Genomic DNA, 22423 nt, shown 5'->3' with positions numbered 1-22423 from the left:
GATGGCAACATCACCCGTGTGTTGCCATTAAGCGACAGTCGCGCGGGACAAGGGGCGACAGAAGCGGTCGGTCGTCCCCTCTCCCGCCCTGCTCCCGACGGCCCAAAAAGGGTATTCTTGACGCTCCCCCAACCGGAGCCCCCTCATGCCCAGATTGCCCTTTTTGCTGATCCCCCTGTTACTGCTCGCTGGCTGCAGCTCGACCGCCTTTGTTCAGCAAGATCTGCAACACCACCACTGGGTACTGAGCAAACTGGATGGCGAACCGATCAAGGCACCCCGCAACAATCCCCCCGATTTCGAGATCGGCGAGCACTTCACCGTCAACGGCATCGCCGGTTGCAACCGCTACTTCGGTCAGGGCCATCTGGAAGATGACAAACTGTGGGTCACCAGTCTGGGCAGTACCGAAATGGCCTGCATGCCACCGCTCGACACCATAGAACAGGCCGTGCTGACCACCCTTACCGAGGGGGCGACCTTGAGCGGTACCAGTCAGAACCTGATCCTGCAGGGCAAACAGCACCGTTTGGAATACACCTTGCGCGACTGGGTGTTCTAGCGCTCACAAAGCCGCATCACAAACAGGAACATGTTGTCCGGCTGTGGCACAATATGAGGCAGAGTTCGCAACGGAGGCTGCCTCAGCCATGTCGATGGATCGCCTGTTTGACAAGATCAAACAACTCCCCACTATTCCCAAGCTGCTGCACGAGTTGATGCAGAGCTTCAACGACGAGAATGCCCGCATCGACGAGATTGCGGCCAAGATCGCCATGGATCAGGTGATCAGCGTCAAGGTGCTGCGGATGGCCAACTCGGCCGCCCTGCGCCGGGGCAACGAAGTGACCTCCATTGAGCAGGCGGTGATCCGGCTCGGCTTCAACCGGCTGCGCTCCGTGGTGGTCGCCTCCGGCATCATCGGCACCTTCAAGGCCCCGCCCAGCTTCGACAAGAACAAGTTCTGGACCGAGACCTTCCAGGTCGCCACCATAGCCCGAACCCTGGCCCAGGAGGCCAAGGTGATGGATCCCGAGACCGCCTTTACCTGCGCCCTGATCCACAACATCGGCGAACTGCTTATCCAGAGCACCTTGCCGGAGGAGGCCGAGCTCATCAACATGGCGCTCCAGAACGGCAGCAGCCGGGTCGAGGCCCAGCGGGAGATGCTGGGCTACGACTATGCTCAGCTCGGTGCCGAGCTGGCGCGGCGCTGGAACCTCTCCGAGGCCTTCGTCGATGCCATCTCCCAACAGCTTGACCCGCTCTCCCACGATCCGGTCAGCAAGGAGGCGGTGCTGATCCGCCTCGCCGTGTTTATCTCCTTCGCCTGGAACGCGGGCGTGCCTGCCCAGGCCATCATCGCCCGCTTCCCCAAACCGCTCGCCGATCAGCTGGGACTGGATCCCAAGTCGCTGGCAGGCCAGCTCGAAACATTGCATGAACAGGGTAATGCCCTCGCCGATCTTCTGACTCAATAAGCATCATGACCCATCCGTTTCTGTTTCATCCCCAGGTGGCGCCCTGGTTCAAAGAGAGCGCCGACGCACTGCAATTGACTCTTTTTAGCGAGCTGGATGCGCCGATCCGCGAGGTGTTGCTGCGCCACGAGCCGGATAACGAGGAGTACCTGATCCCGATGACGGCAGTCTCCACCCGCGATCGGCTGCAGGTGTGGCAGGCGACCCTGCCGCTCATCAAGGGACAGGATATCCACCTCTACAGCTTCAAGTGCCTCACCGACGAGGAGCAGTGGTGGCTGCACGGGGCGGGCGTCAGCGCGTCCATGCCGCCACGGGAGCAGCATTTTCGCTTCAACAGCCTGCACCAGCCACCGGCCTGGGTGCAGGATCAGGTGTTCTATCAGATCTTCCCCGACCGCTTCTGCAACGGCGATCCGTCGCTGAGCGTCAAGCATCACGAGTATGAATATCGCGGCAAAGCGGTGATCAGCAAAGCGTGGGGCGAGCCGGTCAGTCGCCACGAAGAGGGCCACGGCGCCTGCGAATTCTATGGCGGCGATCTGGCGGGGATCGATGCCAAGCTGCACTATCTGCAATCTCTCGGGGTAACGGCGCTCTACCTCAACCCCATCTTCGATTCGCCGAGCAACCACAAGTACGACACCCAGGACTACTTCAAGGTGGATGCCCACCTCGGCAGCAACGAGCAGTTCGCTGAGCTGACCCGCAACCTGCACCAGCGCGGCATGAAGATCATCCTCGATGCGGTGGTCAACCACACCTCTACCGAGCACCCCTGGTTCTGCCCGCCACTGGGAGCCCAGAGCAACCCGGACTCCCCGTGGCGCAGCTTCTACACCTTTGATAAAGAAGGGGATTACGTCAGCTGGAAGGGCATTCGCAGCCTGCCCAAGCTCGACTTCTCCTGCGAGAAGGTGCAAGACGCCGTCTATCGGGCCGACGACGCCATCCTCCGTTACTGGATGCGCGCCCCCTACCAGATCGATGGCTGGCGCTTTGACGTCATCCACATGCTGGGCGAGCGCGGCACCGCCGAGGGCAATCGCAGTCACGTGCGCGCCATTCGCGGGGCAGTGAAGCAGGAGAACCCGGATGCCTATGTGCTCGGCGAACACTTCTTCGAGGCGAGCCAGTGGCTGCAAGGGGATCAGGAGGATGGCGCCATGAACTACTATGGCTTCGCCCACCCGGTCCGCGCCTTCCTGGCGGGGCAGGACATCGCCTACCACCCCATCAAGATCAGCGCCGAAGAGCTGGATCGCTGGCTCAAGCTGGCGCGGGCCCATATCCCGTTCAAGAACCAGCTGGCCCAGTTCAACCTGCTGGACAGCCACGATACCGCCCGCTTCCTCCACCTGCTGGGTGAAGACAAGCAGCGGATGCAGCTGGCCGCCACCCTGCTGCTCACCTATATCGGTGTGCCGTCCATCTACTACGGCGATGAAGTGGGGCTCTCCGGCGGCAACGACCCGGACTGCCGCCGCTGCTTCCCGTGGGATACCACAGACTGGGATCACGTGCTGCACGACCACTATCGTCGGCTGATCCAGATCCGCCGCCAGCGCCCCTCCCTGCGCCGCGGCGATATCCAGACCCTCTACGCCGGGCCCCACAGCTATGTGTTCGCCCGTACCCTGCAAAGCGATCAGGTGGTAGTAGCCTGCAACCGCCACCCGAGCGAGCCGCGCACCATCGGCCTGCCCCTGTGGCAGACCGCGAGTCCCGCCAGCCGCTTCACCGATGCCTTCAATGGCGAGAAGTTCGAGGTGGTGCAGGGCGAGGTGCAGCTCACCATCCCGGCCAACTCGGCGAGAGTGCTGATCTCCAGCTGACTATAAGGGGAATATCCACTTGAAAGGTGGAAACACTTCCGCCCCCACCTCACTTTTCCATTTGATAGACCTGTATATACAGGTCTATCTGTGATAGCAGACCAAAATCGTACTTCACAAGGTCATGCTAAATAGAGATTGCCGGCCTCTATTTGAGACTACTTATTAAGCATGACTGAAAATTTCAACATTATCGTATGTTATTCCACCAAGTCTTATTGAATTAAGTATTTCTTTATAAAAGCTGGATGCAATAACCAGATTTTTTATATGCATACCTTTAATTTCATTAAAATGGTGGACTTTTAAATTAACACCAGGAATCATGAGTCCAGCCTTATTTTCGTCCCCATCAACAACAATAATTGTTGTATTGCAAAGAATATCATTCTCTATTCCGTTCAATAGGATTACCGATGCAGAACCGGCGCCCCACCAAACTATCTTCTCTTTTTTTCTTAGAAAATCGTGAACTCTCTGCCGCAAGGATTCACAATGGCTCTTAATGTCAACCAATCTTGACATATAGCCAGCCTTGTCAAAAACCACATCAATCTCACTATATTTAGCATTATCTTTTTTTGCCAAAACAACTCTGAGGTTATCATCCTCGATACAGTAATCTATTATTTTTAAATTGTTGTCGTGAGATAGAAGTTGCATGAAATAGATATTGTAATAGAAAAGATGCTGAACATGAAAACCACCAAAATCTGGTACTTCAATTACTATCTTACCACTATCCTTCAAGGTATCCGACATTAACTGGAAGATCGAAAATGGATCTTCAAAATGTTCAAAAACATGCATTAAATAGTATCCATCTATTTTTTTATTTGCATGAGATGCGTCAAAATAACCTTTTGTTACATTTAATCCTAATGCCTTTGCACTATCAGCTTGAGGCCCCGGCTCAATACCCCTAACCTTATGAAAGCCAATTTCACCCAGTTTTGTGAGAAGATATCCTTCTGAACAACCTACCTCTAGTATTTCATCATCACAACTAAAATAGCGTCTAATAGTATTAATTATTCCATCGTATTTAGTTATGCCGATATTATTAAGAGGAGAGATGTATAAATAATTATCGTATATCTCCGCCAACTCTTCTGAGGATAATTTTTTTGATGCGAAGCCGAGCAAACAGTCCTTGCAAACACTGACTTGCATTTCTGCCACCTTGACAGGAAATTCACCAGAATATGCAGACAAAACGGTTGGCATTTTTCGTTCAAGGAAGGTTGATGTATTATCACTGTGGCAATATGGACACTTCATAACTTTTTCCTTAAATCATAATCAAGGTCAATAACATTATATTTTCATGTCACATAGAGCATGCCATGTTTGATAAACAATCTGATATCGGAACACTGTCATCCCACAAGTCACATGAATAATAATGAATTTTCATCCTGTCTGTACATCACCTGAAATACGAAGTAACACACCAGCATCAAGCAATAATCTTGCGAGTGGCTCTATTCGCCAAAATGGTACATTAATGACCTCCGCGATCTCAAACAGGGTTAATTCCCCATCACTATAGGCCAATAAATTCATCATATCTCGGATATGTTCACCCGAGTTACGCATCGAAAGATTAGGATAAAGACCACGTTTGCCGAGCTGGGGCTCCCCTAGCACCGCAGCCTTGTATCTTTGATCCAGCTCCAAACATTCAATGGCTCGCCGCAGAGCGGCGAAACTGCCAGCTAGGCCAGATGGCGTGACAAGCGACATATCATCCAGTGATGTATGATATTCAGCATAACAGCCATACTTACTACGCATTATAGTCGTAACAGGTAAATCAATTCCTGGTGCACACAGCTGGCGCTCATTCGAGCCTCTATCAAGATAGCTATATTGTATAAAATCAGGGGCGATATGATGCAACACATGACGACCTATACGATCAACTAAAGAATTACCCTGCCGAGATGGCAAAAAGGAGTAACACCGCTCGTCCCCCATGCAGGTCAGGTTAAAACCAGCTATTGTATGTTTTTTTAAATGTTCCAAATGACGCGATAGATAAACTATTGCACCTAGTGTTTCTGGAACAAGCATTAGCCGATAGCTATAACGACGCCGGGGTAATGAGGCTAGCCAAGCCATCAAAAACACCCCGATACCGGGACCAGATAGCTCATTGTTGGCCATAGATGGATGGCAAATATAACTGGATAACAGAACCTCCTGCTGGCTATCTCCTGGCAACACCCACTCAGCATAAGTAAGTGAACCAGGCTGCAAACTTGCATCGATTACCACCTCATAGTTGCCTTCCGGTAGCGCCTCTCGAACTTTATGTGGTAAACAGAAGCCCCAGTGACGGTGATAATAAGAAGTAACATAAGGGATGGCATCCGGTAATTCAGGCAATGAATACAAGTGGGACTGTAGTTCAGCCAAGGAGAGGGTACAGCGCACTGGCTCTGAATACCCCACCAGATGCAAGTTACTATCATTGAAGTCAACCACCTTGTGCCCATCGGGACCTATGATGTATGCCGCTCTGACATTCCACTCATCCGGCACAGTCCAATCAAAAAATGTGCTTCCGCTAGCAACTTCATGAATCTGCAGTTCAGGTAAACAATGCTCGCGAAACAAGGCTAATGTTTTCCTCACACCATCACCAGTCAAACTGCGATTGAGCGGAAATAACAGGGTCAATAAATGATGCAATTTCTCGCCAAGTTGAGTCTGATCGTCCCAGTCCGTTGGCAAATAACCAATAATTTTTTTAGATATCATGAGGCTTCCTCAATCAACTCCACAATATGTCTAGATGGGTTCAAGCAAAATTAGATATAGGCACCACCAACTGCGATGGCAGCCTGGCAGGTTCCAAAGGAAGATATCGCAGTTCCCTCAATCAGACGATCCACTCCTGCTTGCAGACTACCCGACAGGCAATGTGGTTGATAACGTTGCACGGAGTCTTGAGTAGCAGAACCTCCGGACTATCCTAACCTGTCGGGGCTACCTGTTCGTAACACAAACCATGCTCGTCTTGCTGCTCTTCCACCGCTATACCGCTATAAAGAAGCGGCTCACCCCCAATTCGTCACAGCAATAGGCTGCCCCCTAAAGGCGAGGTTCGGCACCACCAGTCCGATACGCTCAAACTGCATGGGGCTCCCCTCCCGCCCGGATCAGAGCATATGGTGCTACCGCCAGCAGCTCACCAGCAGCAATCATAAAGTCGTGGCACGAGACAGCCCAGACTGGCACCCGATGGCACAACGCTTGGCGCCAGCCCCCCCGCTCCTGCAACAAGGCTACCAGCCGGGAAAGGTCGATCTCGCTGGCCAGCGACAGGTCGCGCACATAGTAGTCGGCCAGCCACTCCCGCACGCGCCCATCGACGCGCACCTGACCCACAAACCCCTTGTGATAGCGATAGGATACGACCAATCTCTGCTCTACATAGTGAGTAAAGGTGGTACTAGGGGGGCAACCCAACCCCATCAGCCAACCATCCTGCTCCGCCAGCCAGCCAAATGGGCTCTCCTGACCGAAACAGTCGTGGCACTCCCGGGCTACCAGCGCAGGCCCCTGCGGACCGCTAATCGCCATACTGAAGATGGGGTCCAGTGTACGCACCACCCCTTCGCGCTGGCGGAACAGCTCCGTCATCAGCCCCACCTTGCTCGGGGTCTGCACAGGGTCGAAGCACTCGTCCGCCATCGGGCTGTAACTGAAGGTCGGCACCAGCAGGTGTCCGCCCAGCCACTGCTCCAAGCATGTCCAGAAAGCCGCGATACCCGCGGCGTTGCCCATCCCGGCAAACTGGGCCACAACCATGGCATCGGAGTGCACCATCAGGGCGCAGCCTTGAGGGATCCCCAGCTCGGTCAGCGTATGCTCGAGCGCCAGCTTCACACGACAACCCCTTTGCTCTGCAGGGCTTGCTGGATGTCGGCCAGACTCTTCAATTCGACCAGCTCGTTCGGCTCGAAACGCACGCTATAGTGCTGCTCGATCAGTAACAGAAGATTGAAATGGCCCAGAGAATCCCACTCGGGAAAGCTTCCTAGCGCTGACTGCGCGTTGACATTTGCCTGAGGAAACTGCTGGCGTACCAGCAAAAGAAGGTCATTCATTGGCATAAAACTCCAAAAACGGGAGAGAAAGAGAAGTCAGATCCAGACTAAGGAAGACCTCGTCCGGCAGCGGTATCAATCCCGCTGGAATGTTTATCGGCCGAGTTGGCAGATTCGCCAGAAAATCCCGTGCGGGCAAGTTGCGTTCCGTAGTAACCAAACTAATGACCAGCTCGGTCACGTTCTGCGCCAGCAACCGATCAACCAGTTGGGCCAGCAGCCAGTATTCAAAGCCACGCCCCAGCACCCGACAGCTGATGGCCAAGGTGTCCAACAGCACTCTTCCCGCATCGAGCGGGCGCACCACCAGCAGCGCCGTCATGCCGTGATCGGCGAACCGGTCTCGCAGGCTGGCCAGCCAGACGTCGCCCCCCTCGCTTGCCAGCCGGGCCAGCTCTGCCGCCTGATAGCGGCGGCCGGAAAGGTTGAACTGATTGGTCTTCTGGCTGAGCTGTTCGGCTCGCAACTGGTTGCCCAGAGAGAGCGGCTGCCAGTCGGCCTGCAGCGCCAATTGCCGCAGGAAGGCGTGCTCGTCGCCCAGTTGCCGGCGCACCGCCTCGGCCTCGGCCTGGGCTTGATAAGAGTGCTGCCGCAGGCCATCATCTCGGCTCTGGTGGCGACTGCACAGGGCCGGCAGAGTCAGCAGGGTATCCGGCCAGCTCCAGAGATCGGCCGGCGGGGTCATCACCATCACCTCGGGGCAGTTAGCCCGCACCTCGGCCCGCTCCAGCTCGCTGTCATCCCAGAAGACCAGGCTGTCCAGCCCGACATTGAGGCGTGCGGCCAGCCGCCGCAACCCCTGGGATTTGGGCTCCCAGCCGATTTCGGCGGCGGCGATCTGCGCCTGTGTCAGCACCATACCCGGATGCTCATCAAACAGCCGCCACACATCGTCCGCCAGATTTTTGGAGCAGAGCGCCAACACGATGCCCTGCCCGTGCCAATGACTGGCCGCCTGCTGGAAAGCCTGATAGAGCCGGCCCATCCCGTCCTGTCCCAGCAGGACGCCGCCGACACCGTCTTCGCCGACCACGCCGCCCCACAGGGTATTGTCGCAGTCGAGCACCAGCACCTTGTGGGCGGGTCGCTGCAGTCGCTGCAGCAAGGGAAGAATCCACTGCGCCAGGCTGGCCAGACCGGCCATGGAGAAGGGGCAGGACATCAGATAGAGGTTGCGCCGATCGAAGCAGTGCTGGCGGCCATGCTGTTGCAGCCAGAGCGGCAGGTGCAAGTCATCTAGGCCGGGTTGCTGCTGGCGCAGGCGGGCCATCTGCAGCTCAAACGCACTGGCCAGCGCAGCGAGCACGGCAGGGGCCGGGCCATAGACGGAGAGCGGGGCATGGCTGCAGGCCCCCACCAGCACATGATCCTGCGGGCGGCGCTGCAGATGCTGCAACAGAGGCAGGCAGAGCGCATCGACGAAGGCGGCCACCTCCAGCTGCTGCTCGTCCTGCGTCAGACGACCCCACTCCTGCAGGGTCTGGGCGGGCACCAGATCTTCCCACAGCCAGATGATGATGTGGGTCCCAGCCGCGGCATCGGCGCTCTGGTGCATCAGGGTCTGCAACCACTGACCATGGGGGGCTACCTGCACTTGACCGTATTCAGCCAAGGGGCGCCAGGCGAGGTTGCCCGGCATTAAGAACGAACTGCCACTGAGATGAAGCATGGTCATGACCTTCCCCGCTGCGCTACCGGAACCATCCCGGCGACCGACAAATGGGATGATCGTGTTTGATCTTCATGCAAAACAAAAGCTTTTTTGGCTGTGTTCAGTAGTTGATACTGACGTAAGGCACTTCCGGCACCTGCCAGCGCTGCTTGAGGTAGACGGTGAGCACAAAGAAGAAGTTGGCCAGCAGGTTGGCGAAGCGATAGAGAATGGGATCGAAGGCCACCCCGCTCTCTTCCAACCGGACCAGCAGCCGCACCACCTTCTTGCTGCCGCAGCGGCACAGATGGAGGGTGGGGATGGGCTGCGGCCCCTGTGGCAGCACGAAACCGGTGACGCTCCCGCGACTCGCCTCGTTGTAGTGGTCGTAACGGGCCTTGAGCCACTCAAGGTCTGCGTCGAAGATCCCCAGCTTGCCGCGTACCGAGCCGTTTAGGTTGTAGATAAGTCGCTGCAACGCCGCGAGATCCACCAGCATGGGCTCGGTATCGGCATCCGGCGCAAGGTGTGACAGCACGGCCCCGACCTGACAGCAGAGCTCGTCGGTGGCGATTTCAAAATCACATTTGAACGAGGTTTCGAAGATAAAGGGGTAGCAGAGCTCGCGCTTGTCTCTTGGCTTCTTGGGGTTCATGGGGCAACCGGATTGGAGAAAAGGCCAGTGTGCCAGCCCCGGGAAGGGCTGGCAAACGGCAGGTTATTACTTGCGTAACGCGCTGTGGCTCAGGCGTTCTTACTGGTGGGCTCAGTGGAGGGCTGGAACTGGTTGATCATCCGCAGCGCCTCCAGCATCCGCTGGTTGAAGCTGGTGAAGCGATCGACCTGCGCTGGTTCCTCTTCTCCTCTCGCGGCCAGCACGGCCGGGGTCAGCGCCTGTTGCTGGGATGGTGGCAGCAGGGTATCCGCCTGTTTCTGCACCTGATCCAGCTTGGGCAGGTAGTCGGCAAACGGCTTGATCAGATCCTGCAGGGAGTGCGCCCCCTGATAGGTCTGGCTCAGCTTGACGCTCTGCTTGAGCTTGAGGGAGTAGGAGGCCAGCTGGCTGTCATCCAGTTTCAGCTCGCCCGCCTTGTCCAGCAGATCCTCGAAGTTGCCGGAGAAGAAGTTCCCCGCCAGCTCGTCGATCCCCTTGACCAGCTTGCCGATGGACTCCATCTCGTCACTGTTGAGATCCCCCTCCAGCGAGAAGCTGAAGCTCTGGCTCGACTTGAGGCTGAACTGGCTGCCGCTCTCGCTGGTCTGGGACTTGGTCTGCCAGCTGTCGTTGAATCGCAGCACCACCTTGTCGCCATCCTTGGTCTGGATCTCCAGATACCCCTGCTGGCGACTGGCCATCTCGGCCTGTCCCATGTCGGTCGGAGAAATCTTGCCGAAGAACTCCTTCTCGAACTCCTCGAGCCCTTTCTGGATCAGCTTGTAGCTCTGATCGATACCGGTTTTGATATCGTCGTTGTCAGTCGCCCACTTGCCGAGCTGCTTCTTCGCCTCGTCAAAGCCCTTGTCGACCCCCTTGCGGGCCTGCTCCATCATCCCGGTCAGGTCGTCGTCGGATTTGCCATCGGCCCGCGCGGCGCCGAGCCGTCCGGTCACGAATTGCAACACGTTGTCCGCCACCGACTGGAAGTCGAACAGGGTCTCAGGGGTGATCTCTTCGGGCTCTTTCACCTTCGGCGCCTGATAGCCCTGGCCGTTGATCTCCAGCGAGAACTGCAACGCCTGCTGGATCAGCACCTGCGCCCACTTGGGCGGCTTGTGCAAGGAGACCTCCTCCTCGCTTTTGACCTGTTTCTGCTCCGCCTGTTGGGGCGATTTGGGAGAAACACCCACTCCCTTGGGTTGGGCTGCGCCCACGCCTTCGATTTGCATAATGTGTCCTCCCACCATGCCTGTAGATCAGCTATCGGCCTGACTGAACACTTCTTGACCATAAAATGCTGGACAATCTGCGGCTGGCTTTTAAAATCGGGCCCCTTTGGGTGGCCTGTTGCCTTCCCCCGATTTCGACCCGGCCCGGCCGGTGTGCATGTGAGGTATTTATGACCCAGTCCCAACAGCCTTCCGCGAACGCTCCGGCGCCTAGAACCGCGGCCGACTATCAGGCCCAACTCGACGAAAAGCGCGCTCGCCTCACCGAGCTGTTTGCCGGCTTCACCCTCCCGGCGCTGGAAGTGCACAGCTCGCCGGCGGAGTACTACCGGATGCGCGCCGAATTTCGCATCTGGCACGAAGGGGATGACCTCTTCCACTGCATGTATGCCCCGGCGACCAAAGAGATCATCAAGATAGACCACTTCCCCACCGCCAGCCGCCTCATCAACCAGTTGATGCCGCTGCTGCTGGAGGGGCTGCGCCCACACCCGGTGCTGCGCCGCAAGCTGTTCCAGATTGACTACCTCTCCACCCAGTCCGGCCAGATCATTGTCAGCCTGCTCTATCACCGCAAGCTGGAGGCCGAATGGCAACAAGCCGCCGAAGTGCTGCAGGCCGATCTGCGCGCCAAGGGGTTCGAGCTGCAATTGATTGGCCGCGCCCACAAGCAGAAGATCTGTCTGGGGGATGACTTCGTCATCGAACAGCTCAACGTGGCGGGTCGCCAGCTCACCTACAAACAGGTGGAGAACAGCTTCACCCAGCCCAACGCCGCCATCAACGAGCAGATGCTGGCCTGGGCGCTGGATGTGACCAAGGGGAGCGAAGGGGACCTGCTGGAGCTCTATTGCGGCAACGGCAACTTCTCCATCGCGCTGGCGCAGAACTTCCGCAAGGTGCTGGCCACCGAGATCGCCAAGCCGAGCGTCGACTCCGCCCAGTTCAACATCGCCGCCAACGGCGTCGACAACCTGATCATCCTTCGCATGTCGGCCGAAGAGTTCACCATGGCGATGCGTGGCGAGCGGGAGTTCAACCGCCTCAAGGGGGTCGATCTCAAGAGCTACCAGTGCAACACCATCTTCGTCGACCCGCCCCGCGCCGGTCTCGATGATGCCACCGTCAAGCTGGTGCAGGAGTACGACAACATCCTCTACATCTCCTGCAACCCAGATACCCTGCAGGCCAACATGGCCGTGCTGGGCGAAACCCACGAGATCGCCCGTTTCGCCCTGTTCGACCAGTTCCCCTGGACCCATCACATGGAAGCCGGGGTCTATCTGCGCCGCAAGGCCGGTTGATTCAGGCAGACAGGAAAACAACAACAGGGCCGGATGGCCCTGTTTTGTTATTGACTGAACATCGGCCTCACTCCAGCTGGAAGTGACCCACGATCTCCCGCAGCCGGTCGTAGGTCTGCTGCATCGCCGCGGAGCTGGCAACCGTCGCTTCGCCATTGTGAGTCAGCTGGCGGATCACCTCGGCGATGGCGCTCATGTTGCGGTTGATCTCTTCGGCCACCGCGCTCTGCTGCTCCGCCGCCGTGGCGATATGGCTGATGAGATCGTTGATCTCCACTACTTCCCCTGCCATCAGATCCAGCGACTCGTTGACCCGGGTGGTGTTCTCGGCCGCCCCCTGACAGCTCTGCTTGGTGTTACCCATGGCATCCACCACAGTTCGGGTGCCCCGCTGCAGACTGGCCAGCATGGTCTGGATCTCGGCTGTGCTCTGCTGGGTGCGGGCCGCAAGGGAGCGCACTTCGTCTGCCACCACCGCAAAGCCACGCCCCTGTTCACCGGCGCGGGCCGCCTCGATGGCGGCGTTGAGGGCCAGCAGGTTGGTCTGTTCGGCAATGCTGCCGATCACCCCCAGCACAGAGCCAATCTGCTGCACATCCTGCTGCATCGCCTCGATGGAGCGGGCAGTGGCTTCCACTTCGTCCACCAGCGCCATCACGCTGGCCATCGCCTGATCCACCACCTGACGGGACTGGCTCGCCAGCTGCTGACTCTGGCCGGTGAGCTGGGCGGTGCTGGCCGCACTCTCGGAGACGGAGACCGCGGTGCGGCTCATCTCGTTGATGGCAGTCACCACCTGCTCGGTCTCGCGTACATGTTCCGCCAGCAGGGACTGGGCGGCGCCGGTCTGGCTGGCCAGCCCTTCTATACCACTGTTGAGCTGGCCGCTCGCCTGCCGCACCTCCCCCATCATCTCCTGCAGCCGCTCGATAAAGCGGTTGATCCCGGCCGAGATCTGGCCCAGGTCATCCTTGCTGGTCACCGCCAGTCGGCGGGTGAGATCGCCGCTGCCGCGGGAGAGCTCCAGCACCAGATCCCGCAACGAGAGAATGGGGCGATAGGCCACATTGAGCGCCAGCATTGCCAGCACCATCACCACGATCGCCACGCCACACAGCGCCATGATGATCTGGCCGTTGAGGGCCCTGGTCATGGCCCGGATGTAGTCAAGATCGATGTAGCCAGTCAGCGTCCAGCTGCTGCCGCGAATATCCAGCTGGTTGGGGCGCGCTTCGCTCTCCCCCTGCGGCTTGCTGTTATAGAGGCTGTTGCCCTGACTGTCGGCCAGCGAGAAGTAGCGGCCATCGCCACTCATCTTCTCCAGCAGGCTTTTGAACTCGCTCATGTCGAGGTAGTAGAGATAGGCGGAATCGGCACCGCGCGGCACCAGAATGGTGATGACCGGCTTGCCATCCACCTGTTGCAGCGGGCTGACGGTGATCTGGTTGTTGGCGGCGGGGATCAGCTTGCGCAGGGCATCGACCTTGGCGTTGTCGTTGATGACACCGCTCACGTCGAATGCCATGTCGCCGATCACCTTGACGATGTTGTGAAAGCCGGTCTCTTGCAGGGTCTTCTTGACGTTGGTCACCCCGAAGTTGAGGTTGGCAGCCAACAGGATCTTCTGATTGATGTCGCTGGCCAGCTTCTCTTTGACCAGAGTGATCTGCTCGTTGATGTTGTGGGTGGCCTGAGTGCGAATGTAGCCACTGATGAAGTGATTCACACTGAGTCCGGCGGTGCCGATGGTGACCAGAATGGCCAGGAGCAGCAAGAGGTAAATCTTGACCTTGAATGGCATGGGTTCCCTCCAGAAGAGAGGGCTGGCAACGCCAACCCTCCCTGCCAATCGTTATTTCTTCTTGGCGTACTTCATGGAATCCAATGCCACCGCCAAAATGATGATGCCGCCCTTGATGATGAACTGCCAGTAAGGGCTGACCCCGATATAGGTCAAACCATAGTTGATCAGGGTGAAGATAAGTACGCCGGTGATCACACCCGCGACCGTTCCCACCCCGCCGGCAAACGACACGCCGCCCACCACGCACGCCGCGATGGCATCGAGCTCGCATGAAGCCGAGGTTGTTGGTGGCACTGCCGATCCGGCCCGCTTCCAGCATGCCGCCGAAGGCGTAGAAGACCCCAGCCAGCGCATAGATCATCACCAGATTGACCGCCACGTTGACGCCAGAGACCTTGGCTGCCTCGGGGTTGCCGCCGATGGCGAAGATGTTCTTGCCAAAGCGGGTCTTGTTCCACAGCACCCAGACAAAGACGCTGGCGATGGCCGCATAGAAGGTGAGATAGGAGAGCTTGAATCCTCCTATCCGGATAAACCCTTGGGCGAAGCTGGAGAAGCGGGGGTCAAACCCGGCCACCGGCGAAGCACCCACCGAGTCAAAGTAGAGGGAGTTGATACCGTAAACGATGATCATGGTGCCCAGGGTGGTAATGAAGGGGGTTACGTTCAGGTAGGCCACAATGAGACCGTTGACCAGACCAATCAGGGCACCTACCACACACACCAGCAGGATCACCGCCGGAATGGGCACCTCTCCCAATGTCGGGAACACCTTGTTGACGTTGGTCAGCGCCTGCAACATGGTTGCCGCGATGAGTGCCGCCAGACCGACCTGACGACCGGCCGAGAGATCCGTCCCCTGGGTGATGATGATGCCCGCCACCCCCAGCGCTATGATGACCCGCACCGAGGACTGGGTCAGGATGTTGCTGAAGTTGGTGAGGCTCAGGAAGGAGGGCTCCTGGATCACGATGACCATGAGCAGCACCAGCAGCACCAGATAGATGGCGTTTTCCTTGAGCGCCTGCATCAGATTGAAATTTTTAGCCGACTCCATAAATGTCTTCCTGTCTCTAGAGGTACAGAGATGCCAGGCGCAGTATCTCGCTCTGGTCAGTTTCTTTGGTATTGACGATCCCGGCGACCCGGCCATTGCTCATCACCATGATGCGGTCGGTGATCCCCAGCAATTCCGGCATCTCTGACGAGATGATGATGATCCCCTTGTCCTTCTTCGCCAGCTCCAGGATGAGCTGGTAGATCTCGAACTTGGCCCCGACGTCGATGCCGCGGGTGGGCTCGTCGAGCATCAGGATCTCCGGCTGGGTCAGCAGCCAGCGACCGATGATCACCTTCTGCTGGTTACCCCCGGAGAGAGAACCTATCTGGGTCTGCTGGGTCGGCGTCTTGACCCGCATGGAGTCGATCACCCACTGGGTATCGCTCTTCATCTTGTTGTCGCTGAGCAGCCCCATGGAGCCCTTGTAGCTGTCCATGTTGGCGATCAGGGAGTTGAAGGCGATATCGAGCCGGGAGTAGATACCGGTGGAGCGGCGCTCTTCCGTCACCAGCGCAAAGCCGTTGCGGATCGCTTCGTGGGCGTTGTGGTTGGCCACCTCTTTGCCGTGCAGCTTGATGCTGCCCTGACTGCGATCACGAATGCCGAACAGGGTCTCGACGATGTCGGTGCGCTTGGCCCCGACCAGTCCGGCGATGCCGAGGATCTCCCCCTTGTGCAGGTTGAAGGTCACATCCTGAATGGAGGGCTGGTTCTTCGCCGTCAGGTGTTCGATCTCGAGGATCACCTCTTTCGGCTGGTTGGTCTTTTCCGGGAAGCGCTGGGTCAGTTCACGGCCGACCATCATCCCGATGATCTGATCCATGGTCATGCCCTTGAGCGGCTGGGTTGCCACCCACTGGCCATCCCGCAATATGGTGATCTCGTCACAGAGCTGGAAGATCTCCTCCATCTTGTGAGAGATGTAGACGATGCCGCACCCCTTATCCTTCAACTTGTTGATGATCTTGAAGAGGTGGTTCACCTCTTTCTCGGTCAGGGAGGAGGTGGGTTCGTCCATGATGACGATCTTGGCATCGTAGGAGAACGCCTTGGCGATCTCGATCATCTGCATCTGGGAGACCGACAGGGTCGCGACCTTCACCTTGGGGTCGATGTCGATATCCAGCTCATCGAAGATGCGCTTGGTGTCGTCATACATCTTGCCGTGGTCGATAAACCACCCCTTGGTGGGGTAGCGGCCGAGCCACATGTTGTCCATCACGGTACGCTGCAGCACCAGATTGAGCTCCTGATGCACCATGGAGACGCCATTTTCCAGCGCCTCTTTGGAGGAGGTGAAGTTGATCTCCTGCCCCTTGAAGAAGATCTTGCCCTGATCCTTCTCGTAAATGCCGAACAGACACTTGAGCAGTGTGGATTTTCCCGCTCCGTTCTCGCCCATCAACGCATGCACAGAATGAGGACGGACCCGTAAATTGACATTATCGAGTGCCTTGACGCCGGGAAAGCTCTTACTGACGTCAATCATCTCCAACAGCCATTCTGATTGTTGCTGTGTTGTCATATCAGCCATCACATCTGGTTGAAAAAAGGGCAAGGGGATCTCCCTTGCCCTGGAGGAGGGAATTACTCGAATTGGGACAGGTTGTCTTTATCCACACCGACGTAGGCAACACGTACTACCTTGTCGACGATATTCCACTTGGTGCCTTCACCGGCCGGTTTGCCTTCAGCTAGGTTCTTGGTCAGCTCGAAGGTGGCCTTGGCCTGGTTGGCCGCATCGTTCAGCACGGTACCCGCCATGGCACCGCTCTTGACCATGGCCAGCGCTTCCGGCAGCGCATCGACGCCGAATACCGGAATGGCAGTCTTGCCCTGGGCTTTCAGTGACTCGACTGCACCCATTGCCATGCCGTCGTTGTTGGCGATGACCACTTCGATCTTGTTGGCGTTGGGGCCGGAGATCCAGGCGTCCATCTTGTCTTTCGCCATGGCGGTATCCCACATACCGGTATCCATGTGTAGTTGTTCAGTCTTGACGCCACCATCGTTCAGGGTCTTGACCACGTAGGAGGTGCGAGCTTCGGCATCCGGGTGGCCCGGCTCCCCTTTCAGCAACACGAACTGGATCACGCCATCCTTGTTCAGATCCCACTCCGGATGGGCTTTCCAGTGTTTGGCAATCAGCTGACCTTGGATGATCCCTGACTCCTTGGAGTCGGTGCCCACGTAGTAGGCCTTGTCGTAGCTGGCCAGATCGGTAGCGCTCGGCTCCTTGTTGTAGAAGACCACCGGAATATCTTCACCGCGGGCCTTCTCGATCACCACCGGGGCCGCAGCTGGGTCAACCAGGTTGATGGCCAGCGCCTTCACCCCTTTGGCCAGCAGCACGTCGATCTGGTCGTTCTGCTTGGACTGGTCGTTCTGGGAGTCGTTCATCAGCAGTTCCACCCCTGGAGTGGCTGCCGCCTCCTTCTCGATGGCCTTGCGCACGACCGCCATGAAGTTGTCGTCGTACTTGTAGACGGTTACCCCGATACGGGTGTCAGCCTGGGCATTGGCTCCAGCCATCATGCCCATCAGCAGGGCGGCAACTGTGGTCAGTTTTTTCATTATGTGTGCTCCGATGTGTCTATCTGTGTTGTAGGGTGGCGAGCAATTGAGCAAGCGCCAATCAATGTAATCAGTTTGTTGTCATTTCTTCTGTGATCATGACAACAAAATGAAAACGTTTACACTCTGTTACATTGAAACTTTATATTTATTTTTCAAATACATATAAATAAAAATCAGATTTGAGACTCAATCTTTCCCACAGCATTGAGGCTAGTCGTTACTGGTCTGTTGTCAAAATGGCGCACTGGCTAGACAGTCGCTTCAATAGCTGGATTAGCGGAGAGTGCAGCCCCAACGGTAACGACGCTCGAGCAGTTGATACTCGGGACGCACGCTCTGGCTCCAGGAGTCATCACCGCCCACCCCCATGTGGGCGCCATCGAGGCAGACCCACAGCCCCTCTTCGGCCCCCAGATCGCTCTGGTGACGAGCAGCGGCCAGCTGTTGCTGACTGAAGCGGCTGGCACTGAAATGGAAGCTGCCGCTCACCGTCGTGCTGCCCAGCTGCAGCTGACGAGTATCGCAGCGCAAGCCGTTGTCACTCGGGAAAACATAAGGGGTGTGCATGGCCTCCAGCGGCAAACTCCAGCGCCCCAGATCGGCGCCCAGCAGGCGATCCGGATAGTTTTCGTGCGGGCCACGCCCTAGCCATTCGGCTCGCGCTGGCACCTCGGCCAGATGGAGCAGCAGACCGATCCGCGGCAGCGAAGGCAGCGCTTGCGCCAGCTCGGTCTCTATCTCCAGGCTCATGGCGCCATCGTCGGTAAAGCGATGATGCCAGTGACTCACCAGCAGCAGCTCATCGTGGTGGAAGTAGCCATTACTGACCCGGATATCCCCTCCGGCGACCGCGATCCCCAGACGGTGGTGCTGCCACTGACCGAGGCCACAGCCCTGCCAGCGGGCAATCCAGGAGTTGGGGTCAGCGTGATCCGCTTCGCTGGTGCCGATGTCGTTGTCGAGCGGCGCGCGGTAGAAGTGATCCATGATCGGCGCCAGCAGCTGCTCCTGCCCCGATTTTTGCCAACTGGTGATGCGACCGCTCTGCTTGTCGAGCCACCACTGGCTGTTTGCGGCGGTGATCCGCCAGCCATCCGGCTGCTCGCTCAGGGTGGCGGCAGCGGCGGGAGCAGGCAGGGCAAGGGGGGTCGGCAGAGTGAACTGCTGACGGGCGACCTTGTGATCCGCCTGCGACCATAGGGTGTCCTGTGGCTGAACGATGGCCAGATCGAGCCAGGCCAGTGAGCCTGCCGCAAAGGGAGGCAGTATCTCGCTCAGGGTCAACTCGATCACCCCTTGCGGCGCCAGCGTGAGGGAAACCTCCCCCTGCTGCTGCACATGGCCGTTCTCGCACAGTTGCCAGCAGAGCCGCTCGTTATCGGTGGAGCGGAACAGGTATTCGCTCTCGATCCGCACCCGCAACGGGGTGTGCTCAAGCAGAGTGAAGCGGAACGGCTGCTGGGCACGCTTTGCCTCGCACAGGGCTGGATGGGGGGTGCGATCCGGGAACAGCAGGCCGTTGCAGCAGAACTGGCGATCGTTTTGCACATCACCGAAGTCGCCACCATAGCCCCAGTAGTGGCGACCATCGGCGGTGTATTTGTCGAGCCCCTGATCGACCCAATCCCAGACAAACCCGCCTTGCAGGCGTGGATGATCGCGAAACGCCTGCCAGTAGTGGGCGTAGCCCCCCAGGCTGTTGCCCATGGCGTGGGCATATTCGCAGAGGATCAGCGGCCGGTGCTCGCCGGGCAGGCCAATCCACTTGGCCAGCGCCCACTTGGGCACCGCCGGGAAGGGTTGATCCTGATGGGTTCTGGCATACATGGGGCAGATGATGTCGGTCGCCGGAGTATCGGCCCCGCCCCCCTCGTACTGCACCGGACGGCTCGGGTCGCTGCGCTTGATCCAGCCATACATGGCATCGTGGGCTGGGCCGTAACCCGACTCGTTGCCGAGCGACCAGATGATGATGGAGGGGTGGTTGAAATCCCGCGCCACCATGCGGGTAGCCCGCTCCAGAAAGGCGTTGCTCCAGGCGGGATCCCGCGCCAGCCGCCCCATGGGGGTCATGCCGTGGGTCTCCAGATTCGCCTCGTCCACCACATAGAGACCGAGTCGATCGCAGAGGCGATAGAAGTCGGGGTGGTTGGGATAGTGGGAACAGCGCACCGCATTGAAGTTGTGCCGCTTCATCAGCAGCAGATCCCGCTCCATGGTGGCGCAATCGATGGCATAGCCTTTGGTGGGGTGGTGTTCATGGCGGTTGGCACCGCGAATAAGCAGCGGCTGACCATTGACCCGCAGCAGACCGCCACGGATCTCCACCACCCGAAAGCCCACATCACATGCCTCGCTCTCGATAGCCTGGCCCTGTTCGTCCAGCAGGGTCAGGGTAAGGCGATAGAGATGGGGCGTCTCGGCGCTCCACTTGCACGGCGCAGCTACATCGAGCCACAGCTCGGCGCGATCGTCATAAGCCCCTTTTTCATCAATGACTTGGGTGCCGATCGGCTGGCGCAGGGTCGCGACCCGCTCGCCACCGTCATAGAGATTGGCCTCCACCGACAGACCGGCCGCATTGGCCACCTGCAGGGCAATCTTGAGACGGCCATCCCGATAGCAGGCATCCAGCTCGGGCGTCACCCGCATATCCATCAGATGGCGGGACGGTTTGTGCAGCAGGCTGACGGAGCGAAAGATCCCCGACAGCCACCACATATCCTGATCTTCCAGATAGGAGCCGTCGGACCAGCGCAGCACCAGCACCGCCAGCCGGTTGCGACCGCTCTGCAGATAATGAGTCAGATCGAATTCGGCGGGCAGGCGGCTGTCCTGGGAGTAACCGACCCAGCGGCCGTTGCAGAAGAGGTGGAAGGCGCTGCTCACCCCGTCGAAGATGATCCGGCTCTGACCGCTGGCCAGCCAGTCGGCGGACAGTTCGAACTCGCGGGAGTAGCAACCGGTGGGGTTCTCTGCCGGCACCCGGGGCGGATCGCAGGGAAAGGGGTACTTGATATTGGTGTAGATGGGGCCATCGGTGAGCGGCCGCGCAGCTGGATAGGCGGCATCCAGCTGCCAGTTACCCGGTACGGTAATGGGAGTGGCATCCACCATATCCTGCGCCAGCCAGCTCTCTGGCACCAATTCGGGAGCGGCAAAGAAGGAGAAGCGCCACTCGCCATCGAGCAAGAGACGGGAGGAAGAAGCCAGATCACCCCTGGCATCCGTTTCGCTGCGCCAGCTGAACATGGGGGTATGGGCAGCCAGCCGGTTTACCGACGTAATGGCCTGAGTCTGCCAATCCTGACGCGCCACTATCTCCCTGAGCATTCACTCTCTCCCTGCTGATTGGAAAACGTATTCAGTCTAGAGAAGTATGACGCAGGGAACGGCGATCTCGCTCACACAGATGTAAACGATTACACTAATTTTGTTAAGTAAAGCGGAGTAAAAATGATTAAAAATAGGTAAAACAATAACTGTGCAAGAAACGGCCCCGAACAGGGCCGCAAAAGGGGGCTATCCGGCCCGAACCGGTGCCACCGAGTGGCGATTGATCAGGGTGGGGGTATAGATCCGGCTCTGGGTCGCGTCACTCTCCCCCGCCGCCAGCTGAATGGCCAGCTTGGCCGCCTGGGCCGCCATCAACTCGATGGGATAGCGCATGGTGGAGAGCTTGGGGCGCAAATATCTGGCATAGATGATGTCATCGAAGCCCACTACCGAGACCTCCTCCGGCACTCGCAGGCCGTTGTCGGCCAGCACAGAGATGGCGCCCGCCGCCATGGCATCGTTATAAGCCACCACGGCGGTCACCTTGAGCCCCTTGGCCAGCAGGTTGAGCATGGCACGCTCCCCCCCCTCCTCGTTCGGTGTGCCGCTCTCGATAAGCTCGGGATCGGCTGCCAGACCCGCCTCCATCAGCCCATCCTGATAACCTTGCAGACGCAAGGTGGCATCCTCGATGGCGTGATCCGAGCTGATAAAGGCGATATGGCGGTGGCCCAGCTCGATCAGATGACGGGTCGCCGTGGCGGCACCCAGCCGGTTGTTGAGGGCGATGCAGCGCCCCCTGAGGGCCGGAATATCGCGGTTAATCAGCACCATACCGGGCACCCGCATGGCGTAATCGTAAAGTTCCTCGTCGCTCAGCGCCTTGCTGTGCACCACCAGCGCCTCGCAACGCTTGCCGATCAGTAGCTCGATCGCTTCACGCTCCTGACGCGCCTTGTGAAAACCGTTACCCATCAGCAGGTGAAGGTTCTGCTCGACGGCGATGCCGGAGACACCCTTAACCAGTGCACCGAAGAAGGGATCGGCCACGTCACCGACCACCACCCCCATGGTGTCGCAAGTCTGGCTGACCAGTGCCCGCGCGTTGGCGTTGGGGGTGTAGCCCAGTTCGGCCATTGCCTTCTGCACCACTTCGCGAGACGCAGCGCTGGCCTTGGGGGAGTTGTTCATCACCCGTGAAACCGTTGCCACCGACACATTGGCCAAACGGGCGACATCCTTGATGGTGCTCATGCTGTTTTCACTTCTTTCACTGTGCAATAGAGCGCCATTATACCCAGCAAACCCTTTGAAAACAGGGGTGAAACGCATATCTGCCGTCAGGATGATCACAAAAACAGTGTAATCGTTTACACTGTTTTGCAAGCAAGCTCACAGTTTGGTCGCCACACCCTCGGCTAGACTGCTTC

General features: G+C 58.1%; 16 protein-coding genes and 1 pseudogene. 4 read left to right on the top strand and 13 right to left on the bottom strand.

Features of this window, described 5'->3' with window-relative positions; translation table 11 throughout:
• Positions 1-145 precede the first annotated feature (145 nt).
• The 3 genes from ACTG19_RS13735 to malZ all read left to right on the top strand — a co-directional run bounded on the left by ACTG19_RS13735 (position 146) and on the right by malZ (position 3316).
• Positions 146-562: an META domain-containing protein gene (locus ACTG19_RS13735; RefSeq protein WP_439989176.1), complete on the top strand. Its 417-nt coding sequence runs from the start codon at positions 146-148 to the stop codon at positions 560-562.
• A gap of 88 nt (positions 563-650) precedes the next feature.
• Positions 651-1481, top strand: a complete 831-nt coding sequence (locus tag ACTG19_RS13730; protein ID WP_058059399.1) for an HDOD domain-containing protein — start codon at positions 651-653, stop codon at positions 1479-1481.
• Positions 1482-1486: 5 nt separating this feature from the next.
• Positions 1487-3316, top strand: a complete 1830-nt coding sequence (gene malZ, locus ACTG19_RS13725; protein WP_113740168.1) for a maltodextrin glucosidase — start codon at positions 1487-1489, stop codon at positions 3314-3316.
• A 165-nt stretch (positions 3317-3481) separates the two neighbouring features.
• Here the strand turns inward: malZ and ACTG19_RS13720 are convergent, their stop codons facing one another.
• The 7 genes from ACTG19_RS13720 to ACTG19_RS13690 all read right to left on the bottom strand — a co-directional run bounded on the left by ACTG19_RS13720 (position 3482) and on the right by ACTG19_RS13690 (position 10972).
• Positions 3482-4597, bottom strand: a complete 1116-nt coding sequence (locus ACTG19_RS13720; protein WP_113740169.1) for a methyltransferase domain-containing protein — start codon at positions 4595-4597, stop codon at positions 3482-3484.
• Positions 4598-4729: 132 nt separating this feature from the next.
• Positions 4730-6082 carry a DUF4910 domain-containing protein gene (locus ACTG19_RS13715; protein ID WP_113740170.1) on the bottom strand — a complete coding sequence of 451 codons (1353 nt, stop codon included), beginning with the start codon at positions 6080-6082 and terminating at the stop codon, positions 4730-4732.
• 369 nt (positions 6083-6451) lie between these two features.
• Entirely contained in the window at positions 6452-7213 is a 762-nt protein-coding gene (locus ACTG19_RS13710) for an AAC(3) family N-acetyltransferase (RefSeq protein ID WP_113740171.1), read from the bottom strand.
• Entirely contained in the window at positions 7210-7434 is a 225-nt protein-coding gene (locus ACTG19_RS13705; RefSeq protein ID WP_113740172.1) for an acyl carrier protein, read from the bottom strand. The genes ACTG19_RS13710 and ACTG19_RS13705 overlap by 4 nt, the downstream gene beginning before the upstream one ends.
• Positions 7427-9109, bottom strand: coding sequence for an HAD-IIIC family phosphatase (locus ACTG19_RS13700; RefSeq protein ID WP_201990880.1), 1683 nt, complete (start codon positions 9107-9109; stop codon positions 7427-7429). The genes ACTG19_RS13705 and ACTG19_RS13700 overlap by 8 nt, the downstream gene beginning before the upstream one ends.
• Before the next feature lie 97 nt (positions 9110-9206).
• Positions 9207-9740, bottom strand: a complete 534-nt coding sequence (locus ACTG19_RS13695) for an ATP--cob(I)alamin adenosyltransferase (protein WP_139463128.1) — start codon at positions 9738-9740, stop codon at positions 9207-9209.
• An 89-nt stretch (positions 9741-9829) separates the two neighbouring features.
• A complete protein-coding gene (locus ACTG19_RS13690; RefSeq protein ID WP_439989175.1) occupies positions 9830-10972 on the bottom strand; it encodes a DUF5610 domain-containing protein in 1143 nt (380 codons plus the stop codon).
• Between the two features lie 170 nt (positions 10973-11142).
• Here ACTG19_RS13690 and trmA point away from each other — a divergent pair, with 170 nt between their 5' ends.
• Positions 11143-12276, top strand: coding sequence for a tRNA (uridine(54)-C5)-methyltransferase TrmA (gene trmA / locus ACTG19_RS13685; protein WP_236767560.1), 1134 nt, complete (start codon positions 11143-11145; stop codon positions 12274-12276).
• A gap of 67 nt (positions 12277-12343) precedes the next feature.
• On the opposite strand, the gene ACTG19_RS13680 is transcribed toward trmA, so the two are convergent.
• The 6 genes and pseudogenes from ACTG19_RS13680 to ACTG19_RS13655 all read right to left on the bottom strand — a co-directional run bounded on the left by ACTG19_RS13680 (position 12344) and on the right by ACTG19_RS13655 (position 22247).
• On the bottom strand, positions 12344-14077 hold the full coding sequence (locus tag ACTG19_RS13680) for a methyl-accepting chemotaxis protein (protein WP_439989174.1): 1734 nt from the start codon (positions 14075-14077) through the stop codon (positions 12344-12346).
• A gap of 51 nt (positions 14078-14128) precedes the next feature.
• A pseudogene (gene mglC / locus ACTG19_RS13675) lies at positions 14129-15137 on the bottom strand (galactose/methyl galactoside ABC transporter permease MglC).
• Positions 15138-15153: 16 nt separating this feature from the next.
• Complete coding sequence (mglA, locus tag ACTG19_RS13670) at positions 15154-16674, bottom strand: galactose/methyl galactoside ABC transporter ATP-binding protein MglA (protein ID WP_033136359.1); 1521 nt, start codon at positions 16672-16674, stop codon at positions 15154-15156.
• 53 nt (positions 16675-16727) lie between these two features.
• Positions 16728-17714 carry a galactose/glucose ABC transporter substrate-binding protein MglB gene (gene mglB / locus ACTG19_RS13665; protein ID WP_005340747.1) on the bottom strand — a complete coding sequence of 329 codons (987 nt, stop codon included), beginning with the start codon at positions 17712-17714 and terminating at the stop codon, positions 16728-16730.
• Positions 17715-17990: 276 nt separating this feature from the next.
• On the bottom strand, positions 17991-21050 hold the full coding sequence (locus tag ACTG19_RS13660; protein ID WP_439989173.1) for a beta-galactosidase: 3060 nt from the start codon (positions 21048-21050) through the stop codon (positions 17991-17993).
• A 189-nt stretch (positions 21051-21239) separates the two neighbouring features.
• The gene (locus ACTG19_RS13655) at positions 21240-22247 is read right to left on the bottom strand and encodes a substrate-binding domain-containing protein (protein ID WP_110304264.1); all 1008 of its coding nucleotides are present in this window, start codon (positions 22245-22247) and stop codon (positions 21240-21242) included.
• Between the last annotated feature and the right edge of the window lie 176 nt (positions 22248-22423).

The organism is Aeromonas sp. 3P (genome assembly GCF_051919745.1).
In the GTDB taxonomy this organism is placed as follows: domain Bacteria; phylum Pseudomonadota; class Gammaproteobacteria; order Enterobacterales; family Aeromonadaceae; genus Aeromonas; species Aeromonas veronii.
The sequence above is the reverse complement of the archived record's forward strand: the minus strand, read 5'-3'. Positions and strand labels throughout refer to the sequence as shown.